This window comes from Enterobacter sp. LU1, from assembly GCF_008271405.2.
GTDB classification, from domain to species: Bacteria; Pseudomonadota; Gammaproteobacteria; order Enterobacterales; family Enterobacteriaceae; genus Enterobacter; species Enterobacter hormaechei_C.
Genome location: NZ_CP043438.2, coordinates 2,946,422 through 2,962,642, shown reverse-complemented (window position 1 = coordinate 2,962,642; position 16,221 = coordinate 2,946,422). Strand labels below are relative to the sequence as shown.

The following is a 16,221-nucleotide window of genomic DNA, read 5'->3' as shown; positions in this document are numbered from 1 at the left end:
GGAGAGGGATAAGCATTACTTCGCCATCACTTCCTGCGCGGTACGCTCAACCAGAGACAGCAGGATTTTTACGTCCTCCAGCGTCACGGTTGGGTTCAGCAGGGTCAGCTTCAGGCAGGTGATACCGTTATGCTCGGTCACACCGACGTTTGCACGGCCAGACTCCAGCAGCGCATCGCCAATTTTCTGGTTCAGCAGGGCAATACCGGCGTCATCCATCTGCGCCTGCGGACGGAATCGGAACAGCACGCTTGCCAGCTGGGGTTGCATCACCAGTTCCAGAGCAGACTGCTCTTTCACGTAAGCCGCAACCTGCTGTGCCAGCGTCACGCCGTGATCGATGATTGCCGCGTATTGCTCCTGACCCAGCGCTTCCAGGCTCATCCACAGTTTCAGCGCGTCGAAACGGCGCGTGGTTTGCAGAGATTTGGAGACCAGGTTAGGTACACCCGCTTCTTCATCGAACTCAGAGTTCAGATAGGCCGCCTGATAGCGCATCAGTTCATAGTGACGCGCTTCTTTCAGCAGGAACGCACCGCAGCTGATGGTCTGGAAGAACTGCTTGTGGAAGTCCAGGGTGACGGAATCCACCAGCTCGATACCGTCCAGGTAGTGACGATACTGCTCGGACATCAGCAGCGCGCCGCCCCAGGCCGCATCAACGTGCACCCAGATATTCTGTTTCGCAGCCAGCTCAGCAATAGCACGCAGCGGATCGATAGCACCCGCATCGGTCGTACCGGCCGTGGCCACAATCGCCAGGATCTGCTCGCCGTTCGCGTTGCACTGTTCGATTTTCGCCGCCAGATCGGTGAGATCCATGCGGGAGAATTCGTCAGTTTTCACCTGCACCACGGACTGGTAGCCCAGACCCATCAGCGCCATGTTTTTCTGCACGGAGAAGTGGGCATTTTCCGAACACAGCACGCGGATCTTACGCAGATCGCCTGTCAGACCGTCCTGCTGAACCGAGTGGCCCTGACGCGCAAAGAACGCGTCACGCGCCAGCATCAGCCCCATCAGGTTACTCTGGGTGCCGCCGCTGGTGAAGACGCCTGCGTCGCCAGCCTGATAACCCACGCGGGTACGCAGCCATTCGATCAGTTTGATCTCAATGATGGTTGCGGACGGGCTTTGATCCCAGGAGTCCATACTCTGGTTAGTGGCGTTGATCAGCACTTCCGCCGCCTGGCTAACCACCAGGCTTGGGCAGTGCAGGTGCGCCACACACTGCGGGTGATGAACGGACAAACTGTCTTTCAGGAAGAACTCCACGGCGCGTTCGATCGCCGCTTCGTTGCCCAGCCCTTTCGGGTTGAAATCCAGCTTAATACGGTCGCGCAGCTCCGCGACCGTTTTGCCCTGGTACATCTCAGGCTGTTTCAGCCACTGCATCACAGCCTGAGTGCTTTGTTCAATCGCCTGCTGGTAAGCTTCAATGCTCTGCGCAGAGGAGAACAAAATTGGGTTTGAATCAGACATCGTATTCAACAACTCCGGTTACGCCGGGCTAACGCCCGCAGCAAGCAGTGCCTGCTCGAATTTATCCAGGAAGACTTTCAGCTCGTCATCGCTGATCAGCAGAGAAGGCAGCAGACGCAGAACGATACCGTTACGGCCGCCACGCTCCAGAATCAGGCCGGCTTCGAAGCATTTCTTCTGGATCAGTGCAGACAGCTCGCCATCGCCCGGGAAGCAACCCATGTGATCGGCGGCTTCATGTGGCTTAACGATTTCAATACCGATCATCATGCCCAGACCGCGAACGTGGCCGATCACCGGATAGCGTTTCGCCATCTCTTTCAGCTGGCCTTTCAGCCATTCGCCCTGTGCAGCTACTTTGCCCGCGATGTTCTGGTCTTTCAGGATCTTCAGCGTGGTCAGACCGGTAGCCATCGCCAGCTGGTTGCCGCGGAAAGTACCGGTATGGTGACCTGGCGCCCATGCATCGAACTGCTTTTTGATACCGAGCACGGCCAGCGGCAGACCGCCACCGACTGCTTTAGACATCACGATGATGTCTGGCTCAATGCCAGCGTGTTCGAAGGCAAAGAATTTACCGGTACGGGCAAAGCCAGCCTGGACTTCGTCGAGGATCAGCAGGATACCGTGTTCCTGAGTGACTTTACGGATGCGCTGCAACCACTCAACAGGCGCCGGGTTCACGCCACCTTCACCCTGAACGGCTTCGAGGATCACCGCGGCAGGTTTACGCACGCCGCTTTCGACGTCGTTAATCAGATTTTCGAAGTAGTAGGTCAGCGCCTTCACGCCCGCTTCACCACCGATACCCAGTGGGCAACGGTACTCGTGTGGGTAAGGCATGAACTGGACTTCTGGCATCATACCGTCAACCGCTTCTTTCGGAGACAGGTTGCCGGTGACGGACAGTGCGCCGTGGGTCATACCGTGGTAACCACCAGAGAAACTGATGATACCGCTACGACCGGTCACTTTTTTCGCCAGCTTCAGCGCCGCTTCAACGGCGTCAGCCCCGGACGGGCCAGTGAATTGCAGGCAGTACTCTTTGCCCTGACCAGGCAACAGAGAGAGCAGGTATTCTGAAAACGCGTCTTTCAACGGCGTGGTCAGATCCAGGGTATGTAACGGCAAGCCGCTGGTAATGACATTTTGGATGCTTTTCAGCACATCAGGATGATTGTGTCCAAGCGCGAGGGTGCCTGCGCCTGCTAAACAGTCAAGGTATTCTTTATTATCTGCATCGGTGATCCACACGCCTTCTGCTTTCGTAATCGCTAAAGGCAATTTGCGCGGATAACTCCTGACGTTAGATTCAAATTCGGCCTGACGGGCCAGATAGGTTTCGTTGCTTTTGTGGGCATCTACGGTGTCAATACGGACTTTATCCGTCATCATATCACTCCTACAACCGCCGCTTCGTTATGAGCAACGATTGAATAAAAAGTTAAAAAACAGATGGGGCCTGAAAAAAACGCCGCCAATATAGAGCCTTTTGTCACCGGGCTCAATGGTTAATTTGCTTACTGTTTTGTGACACAGGGCACAGGGCAGGGAAGAACGCCGTTTGTATGGGGGAGATTGCACTTTATGCTAAATAAAAACAGTAGCTTACGTATGATTTATCCGCATTGTAAAATCAGACAAAAGAGTGTGACAAATCGTGCGATTGTCAGGTGAAAAGGAGGCAGTGAGCCTCCTTACGCTGTTTATTTCTGGCTAACGCGTAAAATACCGTGTTCGCGTCCCTTCGTTTTATTCCACGACGCGTCCGTAATACCGTTTTCATCCAGGCTTAGCGATATCACAAAACCATTACCACGGATCTCATAGAAATTCGCATTCAGGCGTTTAACGCTGGCTTTCTTGCCGTTAACGGTGGCGCTAAAAAAGCCGTTAGAAAGCGTGGCGTTAACCGTGTCCGACGAGAACGAGGCTTCACGCAGGGGATCGTGAATGGATGTCGCTGGTTCGTGTTGTGCCGCGTTTTCCGCTTTGGTTTTGCTGATATCACAAGAGCCATCGCCAGCGCTCATTTGCGTGCATCCCGAACGCTCTAATTGAGCGCGATAATGGGCGTTTATGGCGTGCGCAGGCGAGACACAACCTGCAAGCACCGCAGTACCTATAACGAACATCATTACTTTTTTCATTTTACCGCCTTAAAAACGACACAAATACCAGGAGACATACATCACGCCGATCCAGATCCCGACCGAAATCAGCATCAGATACAGGGCTACCGAAATAAAAATATATTTAGACATCTTTTTGTATCAACGAAATGCTCATCCGCTAAAATGAGGCTTTATATTTGTCCCGATGATTGTTTTACGCTTTAAAAGCCCATTCCAATCCCAACCGAAGCGCCCATATTATTCGCGGTATCATCTGAGAAGCTCACTTTCGCGATGACATGGGAATTAAAGTTAACGGATGCACCGACAGCAAGCGCGCTCTCGCCGTTGTAAGTCGCGCCGCCAGCAGAGAACATGACGCGTTGATTGGTTTGCACTTGTGGCAAACCCGCCATCGCCCCTGAAATACCGGCATTGGCCTGCTTCTTATTATTGTCCACTTCATCACGCAGAGATTTAAATTGCTGGCTGGTGTTAGTATTCATTGCCAGTAATGTCTGCCTGGTGGCTTGCAGATCCTGCGTGGCGGCGGTAACAGCCAGGCTATTTTTAGCGACCTTCGCCTGGGTAGCCGTATCCAGCTATCGTTGTGTTATGGTGGTTGTCACACCATCTTTACCGTTATGACCGTCTACACCGTCGCGCCCATTTCTTCCCGCAATGCCTTGTGCGCCAGTATCACCCTTTATCACCTTTCGCTCCATCTGTACCGTTGATGGGTTTAGGTGCATTTTCGAGAGCAGTAAGGCGGCTATCCTGAATATTATCGACGTGTTGAAGGTTGATAATGGCTGTGCCGTTAGTCGCTACACCCTGTAGGGCCGTCTCACTTTTCAGACTGGCGGTATCGACAAGCAACGCTTTCTGATGTGCGTCGTTAGCCATTTTATCCACGACTAACACGCCTGGTTTTGTGGACTGAAGGTCGTCATTAACCTGCGTTAAGCGGTTATCCGTTGCGATATCACGGTTAATGCTATCAGCGTTGTTTTGTGCAATCTGATCCTGATGGTCATTTACAATATTAGTGATTTGCTGATCGTCCCAAACCGTATTCGCGGCTTCAGCCTGGCTCATTGTACCCGCTAAGACAACGCCCATTACAAAAATAGCAATAAAGGTTTTATTCATAGATTTCATTTGAAAAGCTCACATCATTAATTGTCGAAAAATACTGAAGCTGAATCGCTTTGTTTTGTGGATTTAAAAAACGGGTGAACGTTGTCTAAATCTTATTTAGTAACGCGAGTAAACTATCAATTAAACGCAAACCAATGATGTTGATCTAAGTCATAAATATTATGAATAGTTCCGACGGCGTAAAAGTCATTTTGCGGTTGTTATTAATGTAAACATTAAGGTGAAAATGAGGTGGTAAATGAGAGAGTTAAATTAAGTGTTTGACAGAGATAAAATTCTGCAAAATAAATGTTTACATTAATATGTGGGTTTATTTCATACGAAAGAAGGTGGGCTGTCTTATAAAAGCACTCCCGGTGCGTCATTATGGATAAAAATAATATTTCTCAGCACAGTGAGTAAATAATATTTTTCATGTGTTCTTAACAAATCTGGCGGGATAATTAACTGAACAATAATGTATACATATAGAGGGTAGTTAATATCTTGTCGTTTATTGTTCGTTACAGGGGATTAACGGACAGCCCAAAACCCCTTGCACCCGGGTTACCCCCCGGTTACACTACATGACTACGAATTGCTATTTCGTAAATAGCTGTTTTATAAGTAATTTGACTCGGGGTGCCCTTCTTTGTGAAGGCTGAGAAATACCCGTATTACCTGATCTGGATAATGCCAGCGTAGGGAAGTCAGATGCCTGCCCGGTCATCGCTTCTTCACGCACGGCAGGAGCGAAACCATGCAGCCTGACCTGCTCGATTCACACGTTTTACATCAATTCCGAACCCGTTCCCCGCTCACGCACTGTATGACCAACGATGTCGTGCAGACCTTCACCGCCAACGTTTTGCTCGCGCTGGGTGCTTCCCCGGCAATGGTGATCGAAGCCGAGGAAGCGGAACAGTTTGCCGCGCTTGCCGATGCTCTGCTCATCAACGTGGGAACACTCACCGCGCCGCGCGCCCAGTCGATGCGTCGGGCCATTGAGAGCGCGGTAGCCGCGGGTACGCCCTGGGTTCTGGATCCGGTTGCGGTTGGCGCGCTGGCGTATCGCACCCGATTTTGCCAGCAAATATTGTCCCTCAAACCTGCGGCCATTCGTGGAAACGCCTCCGAAATCCTCGCCCTTGCCGGAATGAGTGCGGGCGGGCGCGGGGTTGATTCCACCGATACGGCGGCGAGCGCGTTGACCGCTGCGCAGACGCTCGCCCGCCAGACCCACGCCGTTGTGGTCGTCACAGGAGAAGTGGATCACATCACTGATGGTCAGCGAACCCGTACGGTCGCGGGCGGCGACCCGCTGATGACCCGCGTGGTGGGAACAGGCTGTGCGCTCTCGGCGGTCGTCGCCGCCTGCTGTTCGCTGCCTGGCGACAGGCTTGATAATGCGACGGCAGCCTGCGGCTTTATGAAGCGCGCAGGGGCAGCTGCACTGACTCACAGCCGGGGCCCCGGCAGCTTTGCCCCGGCGTTTCTGGATGCGCTTTACGCGCTGGAGGAGCTGGTATGACACGCATTAATGCCCTGACTATTGCGGGAACCGATCCCAGCGGCGGAGCGGGGATCCAGGCAGACCTGAAAACCTTCTCTGCGCTCGGCGCTTACGGATGCTCGGTTATCACCGCGCTGGTGGCGCAAAACACGCGCGGTGTACAGTCGGTATATCGTATTGAGCCGGATTTTGTCGCCGCACAGCTGGATTCGGTATTCAGCGATGTACGCATCGACACCACCAAAATCGGCATGCTTGCAGAGGCGGACATTGTTGAAGCGGTCGCTGAACGTCTCAAACGTTATCAGATAAAAAACGTGGTGCTCGATACCGTGATGCTGGCCAAAAGCGGCGATCCGTTGCTCTCCGCCTCTGCCGTCGACACCCTGCGTAAAAAGCTGCTGCCGCAGGTGGCGCTGATCACGCCAAACCTCCCTGAAGCCGCCGCGCTGCTGGATGCGTCACACGCGCAAAACGAACGTGAGATGAAAGAGCAGGGCAATGCGCTGCTGGCGATGGGATGCAGCGCGGTGCTGATGAAAGGCGGTCATCTTGATGATGCAGAAAGCCCGGACTGGCTCTTCACCCGCGATGGCGCTCAACGTTTCACCGCCCCGCGGGTACAGACCAAAAACACCCACGGCACGGGATGTACGCTCTCGGCGGCGCTGGCGGCGCTGCGTCCCCGAAACGCGAACTGGGCGGATACGGTGCAGGAGGCGAAGATCTGGCTCTCGTGCGCGCTGGCAAAAGCCGATTCTCTGGAAGTGGGTCACGGTATTGGGCCGGTTCACCATTTTCATGCATGGTGGTAAGCCGTATACTGGCATAAAACCTTATGCCAGAGAAAAACAGAGATGGAACAAGCGCATACCCGGTTAATTGCTCAACTCAAGGAACGAATTGCCGCACCGGACAACACGCCGTTGTACCTGAAATTTGCCGAAACGGTTAAAAACGCGGTACGCAGCGGCGTGCTCGCGCACGGTAATATTTTGCCGGGCGAGCGCGATCTGAGCCAGCTGGCCGGTGTGTCGCGCATTACGGTGCGTAAAGCGATGCAGGCGCTGGAAGAGGCCGGCGTCGTCACCCGCGCGCGTGGATACGGTACGCAAATCAACAATATCTTTGAATATTCGCTAAAAGAGGCGCGCGGGTTTTCTCAGCAGGTGGTGCTGCGGGGCAAAACGCCCAACACGCTGTGGGTTAATAAACGCGTCGTGAAATGTCCGGAGGAGATCGCCCGCCACCTTTCCCTTGCGCCGGACAGCGATGTATTTCTGCTTAAGCGCATCCGCTACGTGGATGACGATGCGGTATCAATAGAGGAGTCCTGGGTACCGGTAGGATTAATCCCCAATCCGGACGACATCGGCGTCTCGCTTTACGATTACTTCCGCAGCCAGAATATCTTTCCGCAGCGCACCCGTTCCCGCGTCAGCGCCCGGATGCCGGACAGCGAGTTTCAGGCGCATATCAAGATGGACGATAAGATACCGGTGCTGGTGATCAAGCAAGTCGCGCTCGATCAACAGCACCGGCCAATTGAGTACAGCATCAGCTACTGCCGCAGCGACCTATACGTCTTTGTGTGCGAGGAGTAGGGCCTCGCGCGTGGGGGCGCAGTCGCCACCGCGATGGCTGACTACCCAGGCGGCTACGGCATTGCCAAGCTGCACCGCCTCTGGCAGTGACCATCCCGCGGACAGCCCGGCAAGGGTACCTCCCGCATGGCTGTCACCCGCGCCGATGGTATCGACCACGGTAGCAGGAAACGCCGGAACGTGTCCGGAAGCGTCACCGTCGTACCAGACCGCCCCGTCTTTATCATGGCGTACGATCAGCGCAGCGCCAAACCTCTGCTGCCACCGTGTGCCGAGCTCTTCCACGTTTACGCCAAGCCATTCGGCGGCAAGTTCCGCCTCCTGACGATTGAGCGAGACGATTGGTTTGCAGGCCATGATCCGCGCCATCAGCGGGTCGGGAATATCCGCGATGCGCGGACCGAAATCGATAAAGAGCGTCGCATCCTGAAGACTTTCCAGCCAGGCCGTCAGCAGCTCACCGCTGGGGGACGCCAGCTGGTAGCCGGACAAAGAGATCAGGCTCCCTGCCGGCACGCTTAACCCGTCCAGCCAGCGCTGCTGCCACTGGTTCTCCACGCCGCTAAACGACATAAAGGTCCGTTCACCGTCAGGCTCCACCAGCGCCAGGCACCAGCCGTTATCGCCCGTTTCCGCTTCCACGGCGCTGTGCAGATCCTGCTTCGCCATGGCGTTACGGATAATATCGGCCCACACGCCGTGGCCGACGGGAAGGGCGTTTTGCGCAGCAATGCCGAGCCGCTTCAGGGCGATGGCGATATTCAGCGCGCAGCCGCCAATATTCACTCCCTGTTGCTTCAGCTCGATATCACACCCGCGCCAGGGCAGGGCGTAGGCGTCGGCAATCACGTCGATGACCGCCGCGCCGAGTACCGTTACGGGGCGCGTGGCGTGAAGGGTTTCGAGACGGCGGGCAAAAGCACTCATACGCCCTCCCTTTGCTCCCGGAAGTGCAGCAGTTTTTCGCAGTAGTGGCCGAAATCGAGCCGGTTTACGGCATCAAGTTCGTTTTTGAGTGCCGGATCAATGGCCTGTACACCGTGCAGCGCGCCGCAGATGGCCGTTGCCATCGCGCCGATAGTGTCAGTATCACCGCCCAGGTTGGCGCATAACACCGCGCAGCGGTTCGGATCGGTACCCGCGAGTTCGACCATCGCAATCGCCGCCGGAACGGACTCAAGGGTGCTCGTGCCCGCGCCAATAAGCTGATAGATCTGCTCGCTGGCGGACTCGGTACCGTTGGCTTCGCGCACGGTTTTCAGGGCCAGCTCAATACGAGCGGAAAGCGATGCGCTGAAGGTGGTCGTGTTCGCCTCCTGCGCCGCACGGGCAATACCCGGCAGGGCATCGGCGATGTGATGCCAGCGCTCGCCGTCGATAGCGCGTGAAACCGCCCAGGCGATCACCACCGCACCGGCGATGGCGAGATCCGATTTATGGGTCGGGCTGGAGGCTAACGCAACCTGTTCCACAAAGTGCGCCAGACGCGTGGCTGGCAGGAGGCATCCCAGCGGGGAGGCGCGCATCGCCGCCCCGTTGGTAACGCCGTTGTTTTCCTGCTGGCTCACCGGCTTGCCGTCACGGATGGCGTTCAGGGCAATTTTGGAGGTCGGGCCGAGCACATTCTTATTGAACGCGTCAAAATCCAGCGCCCAGTCCAGAATATGCTTACCGATAACGTCAGGGTTAATTTCCCCGTCGCATTCGATAATCGCGTCGGCCAGGCACAGCGCCATCGACGTATCATCCGTAAATTCGGCCTGCTTAAAGTAACAGGCGGCATTATTCTCAGCCGGGCCGGGTAAGAAACGGTCGATCCAGCCGAAGTGCGCTTTCACCCGCTTGCGCGGCCACAGCTCCGACGGCATCCCCATCGCATCCCCTAACGCCTGCCCGTAAAGAGCACCGAGAATACGGTCTTGTTTCATTTAACTTCCCCTCGTGTCAGCGCGGTATCGCCATCAACCACCTCAATTGCGGTGATCTCTTTATCCGATTCGCGGAAAAACAGCATAAACAGCACGGCAATCACCACAATCATGATTGCACCAAACGTCCACATTCCGGCCCAGTTGAAGGTCAGCCCATTCACCGGCTCTTTATATGCGAACATTTTTTCCATCATCACGCCGCCGAGACGGTAACCCAGCAGGCTACCAAAGCCCTGACAGCACAGCGTGATCAAGCCCTGCGCCGCGTTGCGCATGTGCACGGGCGCTTTTTTATCCACGTAGATGTACGCGGTGACGTAATAGAAGTCATAGCTTACGCCGTGCAGCAGAATGCCGAGGAACAGCAGGGCGTAGGTGAAGTATTGCTCGGCGCCGCCGTAAACAAAGAAACCGTAGCGAATGGCGGCGGTGATCAGGCCCAGCAGCAAGACCTTCTTAATACCAAAGCGTTTGGTAAAGAATGGCAGAGCGAGCATGAAGAAGATTTCAGAGAACTGGCCGAGGGTCATCCAGCCGGTGGCGTTTTTCATCCCCACTTCGGTGAGATAGCCGTTGGCAAAGATATAGTAGAAGGCCAGCGGCATGGCGAACAGGAACGAGCAGAAGAAGAACACCAGGAAGTTTTTATCGCGCAGCAGGATCAGCGCATCCAGCCCCAGCATCACTTTGAAATCCAGCTTGCCGGTACTCTTCGGCGGGGTATTCGGCAGGAACAGCGCGAAGACGCCAAGCAGAAGGGAGCTGGCAGCGGTCATCAGCAGCGGGATATTGGTGTCAGAGATGTCGCTATAGCCCATCATCTGCGGCAGGAAGCCGCACGCCAGGCCGGAGGCAATCCAGCCGATGGTGCCCATCACGCGGATGCGCGGGAAATCAGCCTCCACGTCATCGACGTTCGCAAAGGCGATGCTGTTGGTCAGCGCGATGGTCGGCATATAGGTCAGGGAGTAGGCCAGCAGCAGCGGGAAGAAGGTGCTGAACTGGGTTTGCTGTGCTGCGAAATACATCAGAATCGCGCCAGCGAACATCAGCACGGCCAGCACTTTCTGGGCGGCGAAGAAACGGTCCGTCAGCGAGCCGACAAGGATGGGAGAGAGGATCGCGGCAATCGCGGTACAGGCGTACGACCAGCCAATTTCCCCGGCGGTAAACCCGCTCTTACTCAGCCACAGCCACAGCGGCACAAACCATGCGCCCCAGATAAACCATTCAACGAACATCATGAATGACAGTTGGACTTTCGTTTTCATTTTTTAATCCTGCATGTCAGAGGTACGCATGTAACATACCATGTGATAATACCTTTTAAATACCTTTAAGGCGATTGTTTGATCAGTGTAACAAAAATGTTGTACACGAAACGAGCCAGCAGATTGTGCTTAAAAAAGTTGCAAATGGTGGAAAATAGGTTAAGTCGGTACCAGGCTTAGTCTGCCTGCAAAAACGTGGGCTTGGATCACACGCTCCGACATCATGTCGGACTTACGGGAGCATCACTATGACTGATATTGCGCAACTGCTTGGCAAAGACGCCGACAGCCTTTTACAGCATCGTTGTATGACCATTCCAGCCGACCAGCTTTATCTGCCTGGCCATGATTACGTAGACCGCGTCATGGTCGACAACAACCGTCCGCCTGCCGTACTGCGAAACATGCAGACGCTTTACAATACCGGTCGTCTGGGCGGGACCGGCTATCTCTCCATTCTGCCCGTTGACCAGGGCGTAGAGCACTCGGCGGGAGCGTCGTTTGCTGCTAACCCGCTCTACTTTGACCCGAAAAACATTGTCGAGCTGGCGATTGAAGCGGGCTGTAACTGTGTGGCATCGACGTATGGCGTGCTGGCCTCCGTTTCCCGCCGCTATGCTCACCGCATTCCATTCCTCGTCAAGCTGAATCACAACGAAACCCTGAGCTACCCAACCGAATACGACCAGACACTGTACGCCAGCGTCGAACAGGCGTTCAACATGGGTGCGGTAGCGGTCGGGGCGACTATCTATTTTGGCTCTGAGCAGTCGCGTCGGCAGATAGAAGAGATCTCTGCCGCGTTTGAGCGCGCGCACAAGCTGGGGATGGTGACCGTATTGTGGGCCTATCTGCGTAACAACGCGTTTAAGAAAGACGGCGTGGATTACCACGTATCAGCGGATCTGACCGGTCAGGCAAATCACCTGGCGGCAACCATCGGCGCGGACATCGTGAAACAGAAAATGGCCGAGAATAACGGCGGGTATAAAGCGGTGAACTTTGGCTATACCGACGACCGCGTCTACAGCAAGCTGACCAGCGACAACCCTATCGATCTGGTGCGCTACCAGCTGGCTAACTGCTACATGGGCCGCGCCGGGCTGATTAACTCCGGCGGTGCAGCAGGCGGTGAAACCGATCTGACCGACGCGGTGCGCACGGCGGTGATTAACAAACGCGCCGGCGGAATGGGGCTGATCCTGGGCCGCAAAGCGTTTAAAAAATCCATGGCCGACGGCGTGAAGCTGATTAATGCGGTTCAGGATGTCTATCTGGACAATAAAGTGACGATTGCCTAATCGCACGCATCTTCCTGCCGGGATAAGCGTGACCCGGCAGGAAAGTTCTCTCGCTTACTCCTTCAGCGTTTCAGGATGAGGAGTATTCAGCAGACCCGCCATCCCTCTCTTGCTGCTATTTGCTTTTTCTAAGCCCGGCTGCGTGACGCGGATAAAGGCACACAGAACAAAAGCCAGCAGATAAAGCACCGTATAGGCGATGACCACGCCGAGCGTGCTGAACCAGGGCAGCAGCACCACGGCAATCGCCGGCGCAAGGAAGTTAGACAGACCGGCTGACAGGTTATACACCGAAATCGCCGCCCCCTTGTGCCGCGGCTCCAGCGCCGGGAACACCGCCGCCATCGGTACGAAGGCCGCCACAAAAATCCCCAGCGCGATGGCCGGGACCAGCGCCATGGCAAAGTTATGCCCGAAGTGCTGCGGAATGTAGTAAAACGCCAGGCTCGAGAGCGCCATCCCGATGCAGCCAAACCAGCGCACCACCCGCATCCAGCCCATTTTTTCCGCCACCACGCCCCAGAAGACGTTCGAGAAGATGGTGGTGAAGAAGAATACCGCCCAGACCTGAAGCCACTCGGAGGTGGTGAAGCCCAGTTCGTCAACAAACATCATCGGCATGATGACGGCAAACCCGAACAGGGAGAGGGTGTTGATGATACGCACCATGCTGGAGAGCAGAATACTGCGGTTGGTGTAGAGCAGCGTCGCTGCACGGCCCAGCTCGGCGAATTTTTCCCGGGTGGAGAGAGTCTGCATATGCCGTGGCGTTTCCACCTTACGCATAGAGACCAGCGCAATGATCCCGCCGGTTACGCAGAATGCCAGCGCCAGCCACAGGGTGCCCATCTCCCCGATGTGCGGAATGGTAAAGCTAGGAATGTAGCTGCCGAACACGCCGATGCCGATAGAGTAAACCGCCCAGAACCAGCCCAGCGCCGCGCTGGTACTGTCGCTGCGAACGTTATGCACAATGGCGACGATAAAGGCATAGAGGAACAGCGGATAGGCCAGGCCGCGGATCCCGTAGAACAGCAGAATTAATGCGTAATTTGCCTGACCCAGACCAAAAACGAGAAACAGGACGTGGAAAACGCACCACAGGACGAAGCCAATCAGCATGGTTTTTTGCGGGGTGATGATTTCAGCCACCACGCCGGAGATCCACGCGGAGAGCGCCGCCGCGAGACCGTAAAGCGTGAAGGCGAAAGAGGCTTCAGCAGGCGTGAAGCCCAGTGATTTAATATAGTGCGACAGGAATGCCAGCTCGAAACCGTCACCCGTCATAAAGACCGCGATCGCCAGATATCCCCATAGCAGGTTCAGCGGCAATCCCAGCCACTGTTTATTTATTTCGGACATATTGACCTCGTTTGTAGCGTACAGGTAAGCCCACACCGGAAATATTCCGGCGTGAGTTTTCTTATTGTCTTTTTCTCTAAATATACTGACGTGTATTTATTCTCTGATTACTGTCGCAGTCTGTTGTAACTGCTTATAAGCCTCGTATCGACGCAGATGAAGGGACTGATAGTTCGCTTGCGGATAGAAATATTTATCCACGTGGGTAAATTGTTTCATGGCATCGGTCACTGAAGGCGCTATATTTCCCGCCACCGCCCCGAGAATGGCCGAACCCAGTAATACCGGTTCGCTGCATTGGGTCGCTAACACCGGCAGCCCGCAGGTATCTGCCAGCAGCTGGCGAACGAAAGGGTGCTGGCCCGCGCCGCCGCTGATAACGATATTTTCGGTCTGTACGCCGCATTCACGCTGGGCGTCAATGATTTGTCGCAAACCGTAACCGATACCACACAGACCGGCCACATACAGTGCCATCAGGTTATTGATATCGTTCTCCATGCCCAGCCCGCAGATCGTGGCCCGCGCATGGGGATCGGCAAAGGGCGCGCGGTTACCCAGAAATTCGGGTACCACGTGCAGTCCTGCTGCCAGGTTCACCGCCTCTGAGGCGGTGGCGAAGGTCTGTAAAAGCCGGTCCGCCAGGTAAACCGGCAGCGGCAGGTCTGACTCCTGTGCCAGCTGGCGCGCTTGCGGTGCGGCAGGATGGAAACTTAATAACCGATCGATAGCGGCACCCGCGGCGCTTTGTCCGCCCTCAATCAGCCACAGCCCAGGTACCATCGCGCTAAAATAAGGCCCCCAGACGCCGGGCACAAAAACGGCGCTCTCGGCGCTGGTCATGGTGCACGATGAGGTGCCAAAAACATACGCGAGATTGTTCAGCGCGCCGCCGCCAACGCCCAACGTCCCGATGCCGCCAGCGTGGGCATCAATTAACCCTACCGCCACCGGCGTGCCTGGCAGCAAGCCCATCTCACGCGCGGCCTGCTCCGTTAAGCCCTCGCCGCAAGGGGTGCCGGGGGCGGCAATATGCTGCCCTATGCGGACAAAATCTTCTCCGGCCAGCTCGTCCAGGCCAACGGTGCGGAAATAGTCCGGGTCCCAGCGATTCTCATGGGCCAGCCACGTCCATTTACAGGTTACGGTACAGATGGAACGGGTGACATCGCCGGTCGCGCGCCAGGTCAGGAAATCGGCCAAATCGAAAAATTGCCAGGCGCGATCGTAGACCTCTCGGTGGTTTTCTTTCAGCCACAGCAGCTTGGGCGTCTCCATTTCGGGCGATATTTTCCCGCCAACGTAGTCCAGCACCGGATGATGGGTGGCGTTGATGCGCTCCGCCTGGTCTGTCGCACGGTGATCCATCCAGACGATGATATTGTTTTCCGCTTCACCGTCAGGGCTGACCGCCAGCGGTTCGCCGTCGTCGTCCAACACCACCAGCGAGCAGGTGGCGTCAAACCCGATGCCGGCAACGCTCTGCGGAGTCGTCCCGGAGTGCGCCAGCGCCTCGCGGATGCAGCGGCAAACGGCCTGCCAGATCTCGGCGCTGGACTGCTCCACGCGGCTTCCGCTGCGGTGCACGGTGGCAATTTTCTGCGTCGCGTGGGAAAGCAGCCTGCCGCTGAGATCGAAAATGCCCGCGCGGACGCTGCCGGAGCCGACGTCTACGCCGATAACGGTTTCTGGTGTACTCTTCATCCTTGCGGCCCTTAAAGATCGACGCTGTTAGGCAGAATCACCAGATCCCGGACGGTAACGTTCTTCGAACGGGTCACCATGAACAACACCGATTCTGCGACTTCAATCGGCTGCATCAGGCTGCCGTTTGCCAGCGCTTCATCCATTTTGGCCTGCGGCCAGTCGTCGAGCAGAGCCGTCACTACCGGCCCAGGCAGAACGGCTCCGACGCGTACGCCATGTTCCGCGACCTGACGACGGGTGGTATGCACGAACGCCTGAACGGCAAATTTGGACGCGGTGTAGATCGGCTCCCAGATAACCGGCACCACGCCCGCAATGGAGCTGGTGAAGATAATATCGCCTGACTTCTGCGCAATCATATGCGGCAGTACGGCGCGAACGCAGCGGAAAGCGGCGTTGATATTCAGGTTCAGTACGCGATCCCAGACGTCCGGGTCGCCTTCAGCAACCGGCCCGCCGATGTAGGCGCCTGCATTGGCGTGAAAAATATCCAGGCCGCCGGCGAGGCCGACAATGTCGCTCAGCATCGCGTCGACTTGCTCGGGTTTGAACAGATCGATTTGCAGGGCAAACGCGTTCTCGCCCAGCTCGGCGACAAGGCGCTGAAGCTTTTCGCCTTCCCGGTCGATTAACACCACCTTAGCGCCAGCGCCGAGCAGCGTTTTTGCACACTCCAGGCCAATACCTGAGGCGGCGCCAGTGATAGCAGCGACTTTGCCCTGAAGGGAACTATTCATGGAGGGGACAGAGTGATTCATTTTATAATCCTTTATGCAGAGATGATTTTTAGGGTGTG

Annotated in this window: 15 protein-coding genes and 1 riboswitch; of the genes, 4 read left to right on the top strand and 11 right to left on the bottom strand. The window is 55.8% G+C overall.

Annotated features, from left to right (window positions below; translation table 11 throughout):
• Positions 1–15: 15 nt before the first annotated feature.
• The 5 genes from FZF21_RS14170 to FZF21_RS14150 form a co-directional block, all read right to left on the bottom strand.
• Positions 16–1,482, bottom strand: coding sequence for an aspartate aminotransferase family protein (locus FZF21_RS14170; protein ID WP_023304100.1), 1,467 nt, complete (start codon positions 1,480–1,482; stop codon positions 16–18).
• A gap of 18 nt (positions 1,483–1,500) precedes the next feature.
• Positions 1,501–2,877: a diaminobutyrate--2-oxoglutarate transaminase gene (locus tag FZF21_RS14165; RefSeq protein WP_015572345.1), complete on the bottom strand. Its 1,377-nt coding sequence runs from the start codon at positions 2,875–2,877 to the stop codon at positions 1,501–1,503.
• Between the two features lie 311 nt (positions 2,878–3,188).
• Positions 3,189–3,632 (bottom strand): hypothetical protein, encoded by a 444-nt coding sequence (locus tag FZF21_RS14160; protein WP_032654244.1) that lies wholly within the window; start codon positions 3,630–3,632, stop codon positions 3,189–3,191.
• 185 nt (positions 3,633–3,817) lie between these two features.
• Positions 3,818–4,102 (bottom strand): YadA C-terminal domain-containing protein, encoded by a 285-nt coding sequence (locus FZF21_RS14155; protein ID WP_032654241.1) that lies wholly within the window; start codon positions 4,100–4,102, stop codon positions 3,818–3,820.
• A gap of 193 nt (positions 4,103–4,295) precedes the next feature.
• Positions 4,296–4,748, bottom strand: a complete 453-nt coding sequence (locus FZF21_RS14150; protein WP_063946227.1) for a hypothetical protein — start codon at positions 4,746–4,748, stop codon at positions 4,296–4,298.
• A 616-nt stretch (positions 4,749–5,364) separates the two neighbouring features.
• A riboswitch (TPP riboswitch) is annotated at positions 5,365–5,461 on the top strand.
• 35 nt (positions 5,462–5,496) lie between these two features.
• Here FZF21_RS14150 and thiM point away from each other — a divergent pair.
• The 3 genes from thiM to FZF21_RS14135 are packed head-to-tail and all read left to right on the top strand — an operon-like array spanning position 5,497 to position 7,853.
• Positions 5,497–6,267 carry a hydroxyethylthiazole kinase gene (thiM, locus tag FZF21_RS14145; protein ID WP_023295038.1) on the top strand — a complete coding sequence of 257 codons (771 nt, stop codon included), beginning with the start codon at positions 5,497–5,499 and terminating at the stop codon, positions 6,265–6,267.
• Complete coding sequence (gene thiD, locus FZF21_RS14140) at positions 6,264–7,064, top strand: bifunctional hydroxymethylpyrimidine kinase/phosphomethylpyrimidine kinase (RefSeq protein ID WP_017383356.1); 801 nt, start codon at positions 6,264–6,266, stop codon at positions 7,062–7,064. The genes thiM and thiD overlap by 4 nt, the downstream gene beginning before the upstream one ends.
• 42 nt (positions 7,065–7,106) lie before the next feature.
• On the top strand, positions 7,107–7,853 hold the full coding sequence (locus FZF21_RS14135; protein ID WP_003859242.1) for a GntR family transcriptional regulator: 747 nt from the start codon (positions 7,107–7,109) through the stop codon (positions 7,851–7,853).
• Here FZF21_RS14135 and FZF21_RS14130 read toward each other — a convergent pair.
• Genes FZF21_RS14130 through FZF21_RS14120 form a run of 3 tightly spaced genes read right to left on the bottom strand, consistent with a single transcriptional unit; the run spans position 7,827 to position 11,055 of the window.
• Positions 7,827–8,780: a PfkB family carbohydrate kinase gene (locus FZF21_RS14130; RefSeq protein ID WP_116481195.1), complete on the bottom strand. Its 954-nt coding sequence runs from the start codon at positions 8,778–8,780 to the stop codon at positions 7,827–7,829. The genes FZF21_RS14135 and FZF21_RS14130 overlap by 27 nt on opposite strands.
• Positions 8,777–9,781 carry an ADP-ribosylglycohydrolase family protein gene (locus FZF21_RS14125; protein ID WP_149121278.1) on the bottom strand — a complete coding sequence of 335 codons (1,005 nt, stop codon included), beginning with the start codon at positions 9,779–9,781 and terminating at the stop codon, positions 8,777–8,779. Before FZF21_RS14125 ends, FZF21_RS14130 begins: the two co-directional genes overlap by 4 nt.
• A complete protein-coding gene (locus tag FZF21_RS14120) occupies positions 9,778–11,055 on the bottom strand; it encodes a nucleoside permease (RefSeq protein ID WP_003859236.1) in 1,278 nt (425 codons plus the stop codon). Before FZF21_RS14120 ends, FZF21_RS14125 begins: the two co-directional genes overlap by 4 nt.
• A gap of 248 nt (positions 11,056–11,303) precedes the next feature.
• Between FZF21_RS14120 and fbaB the strand changes: the two genes are divergently transcribed.
• Positions 11,304–12,356, top strand: a complete 1,053-nt coding sequence (fbaB, locus tag FZF21_RS14115) for a class I fructose-bisphosphate aldolase (protein WP_047737397.1) — start codon at positions 11,304–11,306, stop codon at positions 12,354–12,356.
• Between the two features lie 54 nt (positions 12,357–12,410).
• Here the strand turns inward: fbaB and FZF21_RS14110 are convergent, their stop codons facing one another.
• The 3 genes from FZF21_RS14110 to FZF21_RS14100 all read right to left on the bottom strand — a co-directional run bounded on the left by FZF21_RS14110 (position 12,411) and on the right by FZF21_RS14100 (position 16,183).
• Positions 12,411–13,718 (bottom strand): RbtT/DalT/CsbX family MFS transporter, encoded by a 1,308-nt coding sequence (locus FZF21_RS14110; RefSeq protein ID WP_063419072.1) that lies wholly within the window; start codon positions 13,716–13,718, stop codon positions 12,411–12,413.
• A gap of 96 nt (positions 13,719–13,814) precedes the next feature.
• On the bottom strand, positions 13,815–15,422 hold the full coding sequence (locus FZF21_RS14105) for an FGGY family pentulose kinase (RefSeq protein WP_149121279.1): 1,608 nt from the start codon (positions 15,420–15,422) through the stop codon (positions 13,815–13,817).
• An 11-nt stretch (positions 15,423–15,433) separates the two neighbouring features.
• On the bottom strand, positions 15,434–16,183 hold the full coding sequence (locus FZF21_RS14100; RefSeq protein WP_017693070.1) for an SDR family oxidoreductase: 750 nt from the start codon (positions 16,181–16,183) through the stop codon (positions 15,434–15,436).
• Positions 16,184–16,221 lie beyond the last annotated feature (38 nt).

Bases quoted from the DNA above. Each gene is read 5' to 3' on its own strand.
- FZF21_RS14170 (WP_023304100.1), bottom strand. From the start codon at position 1,482: ATGTCTGATTCAAACCCAATTTTGTTCTCCTCTGCGCAGAGCATTGAA.
- FZF21_RS14165 (WP_015572345.1), bottom strand. From the start codon at position 2,877: ATGATGACGGATAAAGTCCGTATTGACACCGTAGATGCCCACAAAAGC.
- FZF21_RS14160 (WP_032654244.1), bottom strand. From the start codon at position 3,632: ATGAAAAAAGTAATGATGTTCGTTATAGGTACTGCGGTGCTTGCAGGT.
- FZF21_RS14155 (WP_032654241.1), bottom strand. From the start codon at position 4,102: ATGAATACTAACACCAGCCAGCAATTTAAATCTCTGCGTGATGAAGTG.
- FZF21_RS14150 (WP_063946227.1), bottom strand. From the start codon at position 4,748: ATGAATAAAACCTTTATTGCTATTTTTGTAATGGGCGTTGTCTTAGCG.
- thiM (WP_023295038.1), top strand. From the start codon at position 5,497: ATGCAGCCTGACCTGCTCGATTCACACGTTTTACATCAATTCCGAACC.
- thiD (WP_017383356.1), top strand. From the start codon at position 6,264: ATGACACGCATTAATGCCCTGACTATTGCGGGAACCGATCCCAGCGGC.
- FZF21_RS14135 (WP_003859242.1), top strand. From the start codon at position 7,107: ATGGAACAAGCGCATACCCGGTTAATTGCTCAACTCAAGGAACGAATT.
- FZF21_RS14130 (WP_116481195.1), bottom strand. From the start codon at position 8,780: ATGAGTGCTTTTGCCCGCCGTCTCGAAACCCTTCACGCCACGCGCCCC.
- FZF21_RS14125 (WP_149121278.1), bottom strand. From the start codon at position 9,781: ATGAAACAAGACCGTATTCTCGGTGCTCTTTACGGGCAGGCGTTAGGG.
- FZF21_RS14120 (WP_003859236.1), bottom strand. From the start codon at position 11,055: ATGAAAACGAAAGTCCAACTGTCATTCATGATGTTCGTTGAATGGTTT.
- fbaB (WP_047737397.1), top strand. From the start codon at position 11,304: ATGACTGATATTGCGCAACTGCTTGGCAAAGACGCCGACAGCCTTTTA.
- FZF21_RS14110 (WP_063419072.1), bottom strand. From the start codon at position 13,718: ATGTCCGAAATAAATAAACAGTGGCTGGGATTGCCGCTGAACCTGCTA.
- FZF21_RS14105 (WP_149121279.1), bottom strand. From the start codon at position 15,422: ATGAAGAGTACACCAGAAACCGTTATCGGCGTAGACGTCGGCTCCGGC.
- FZF21_RS14100 (WP_017693070.1), bottom strand. From the start codon at position 16,183: ATGAATCACTCTGTCCCCTCCATGAATAGTTCCCTTCAGGGCAAAGTC.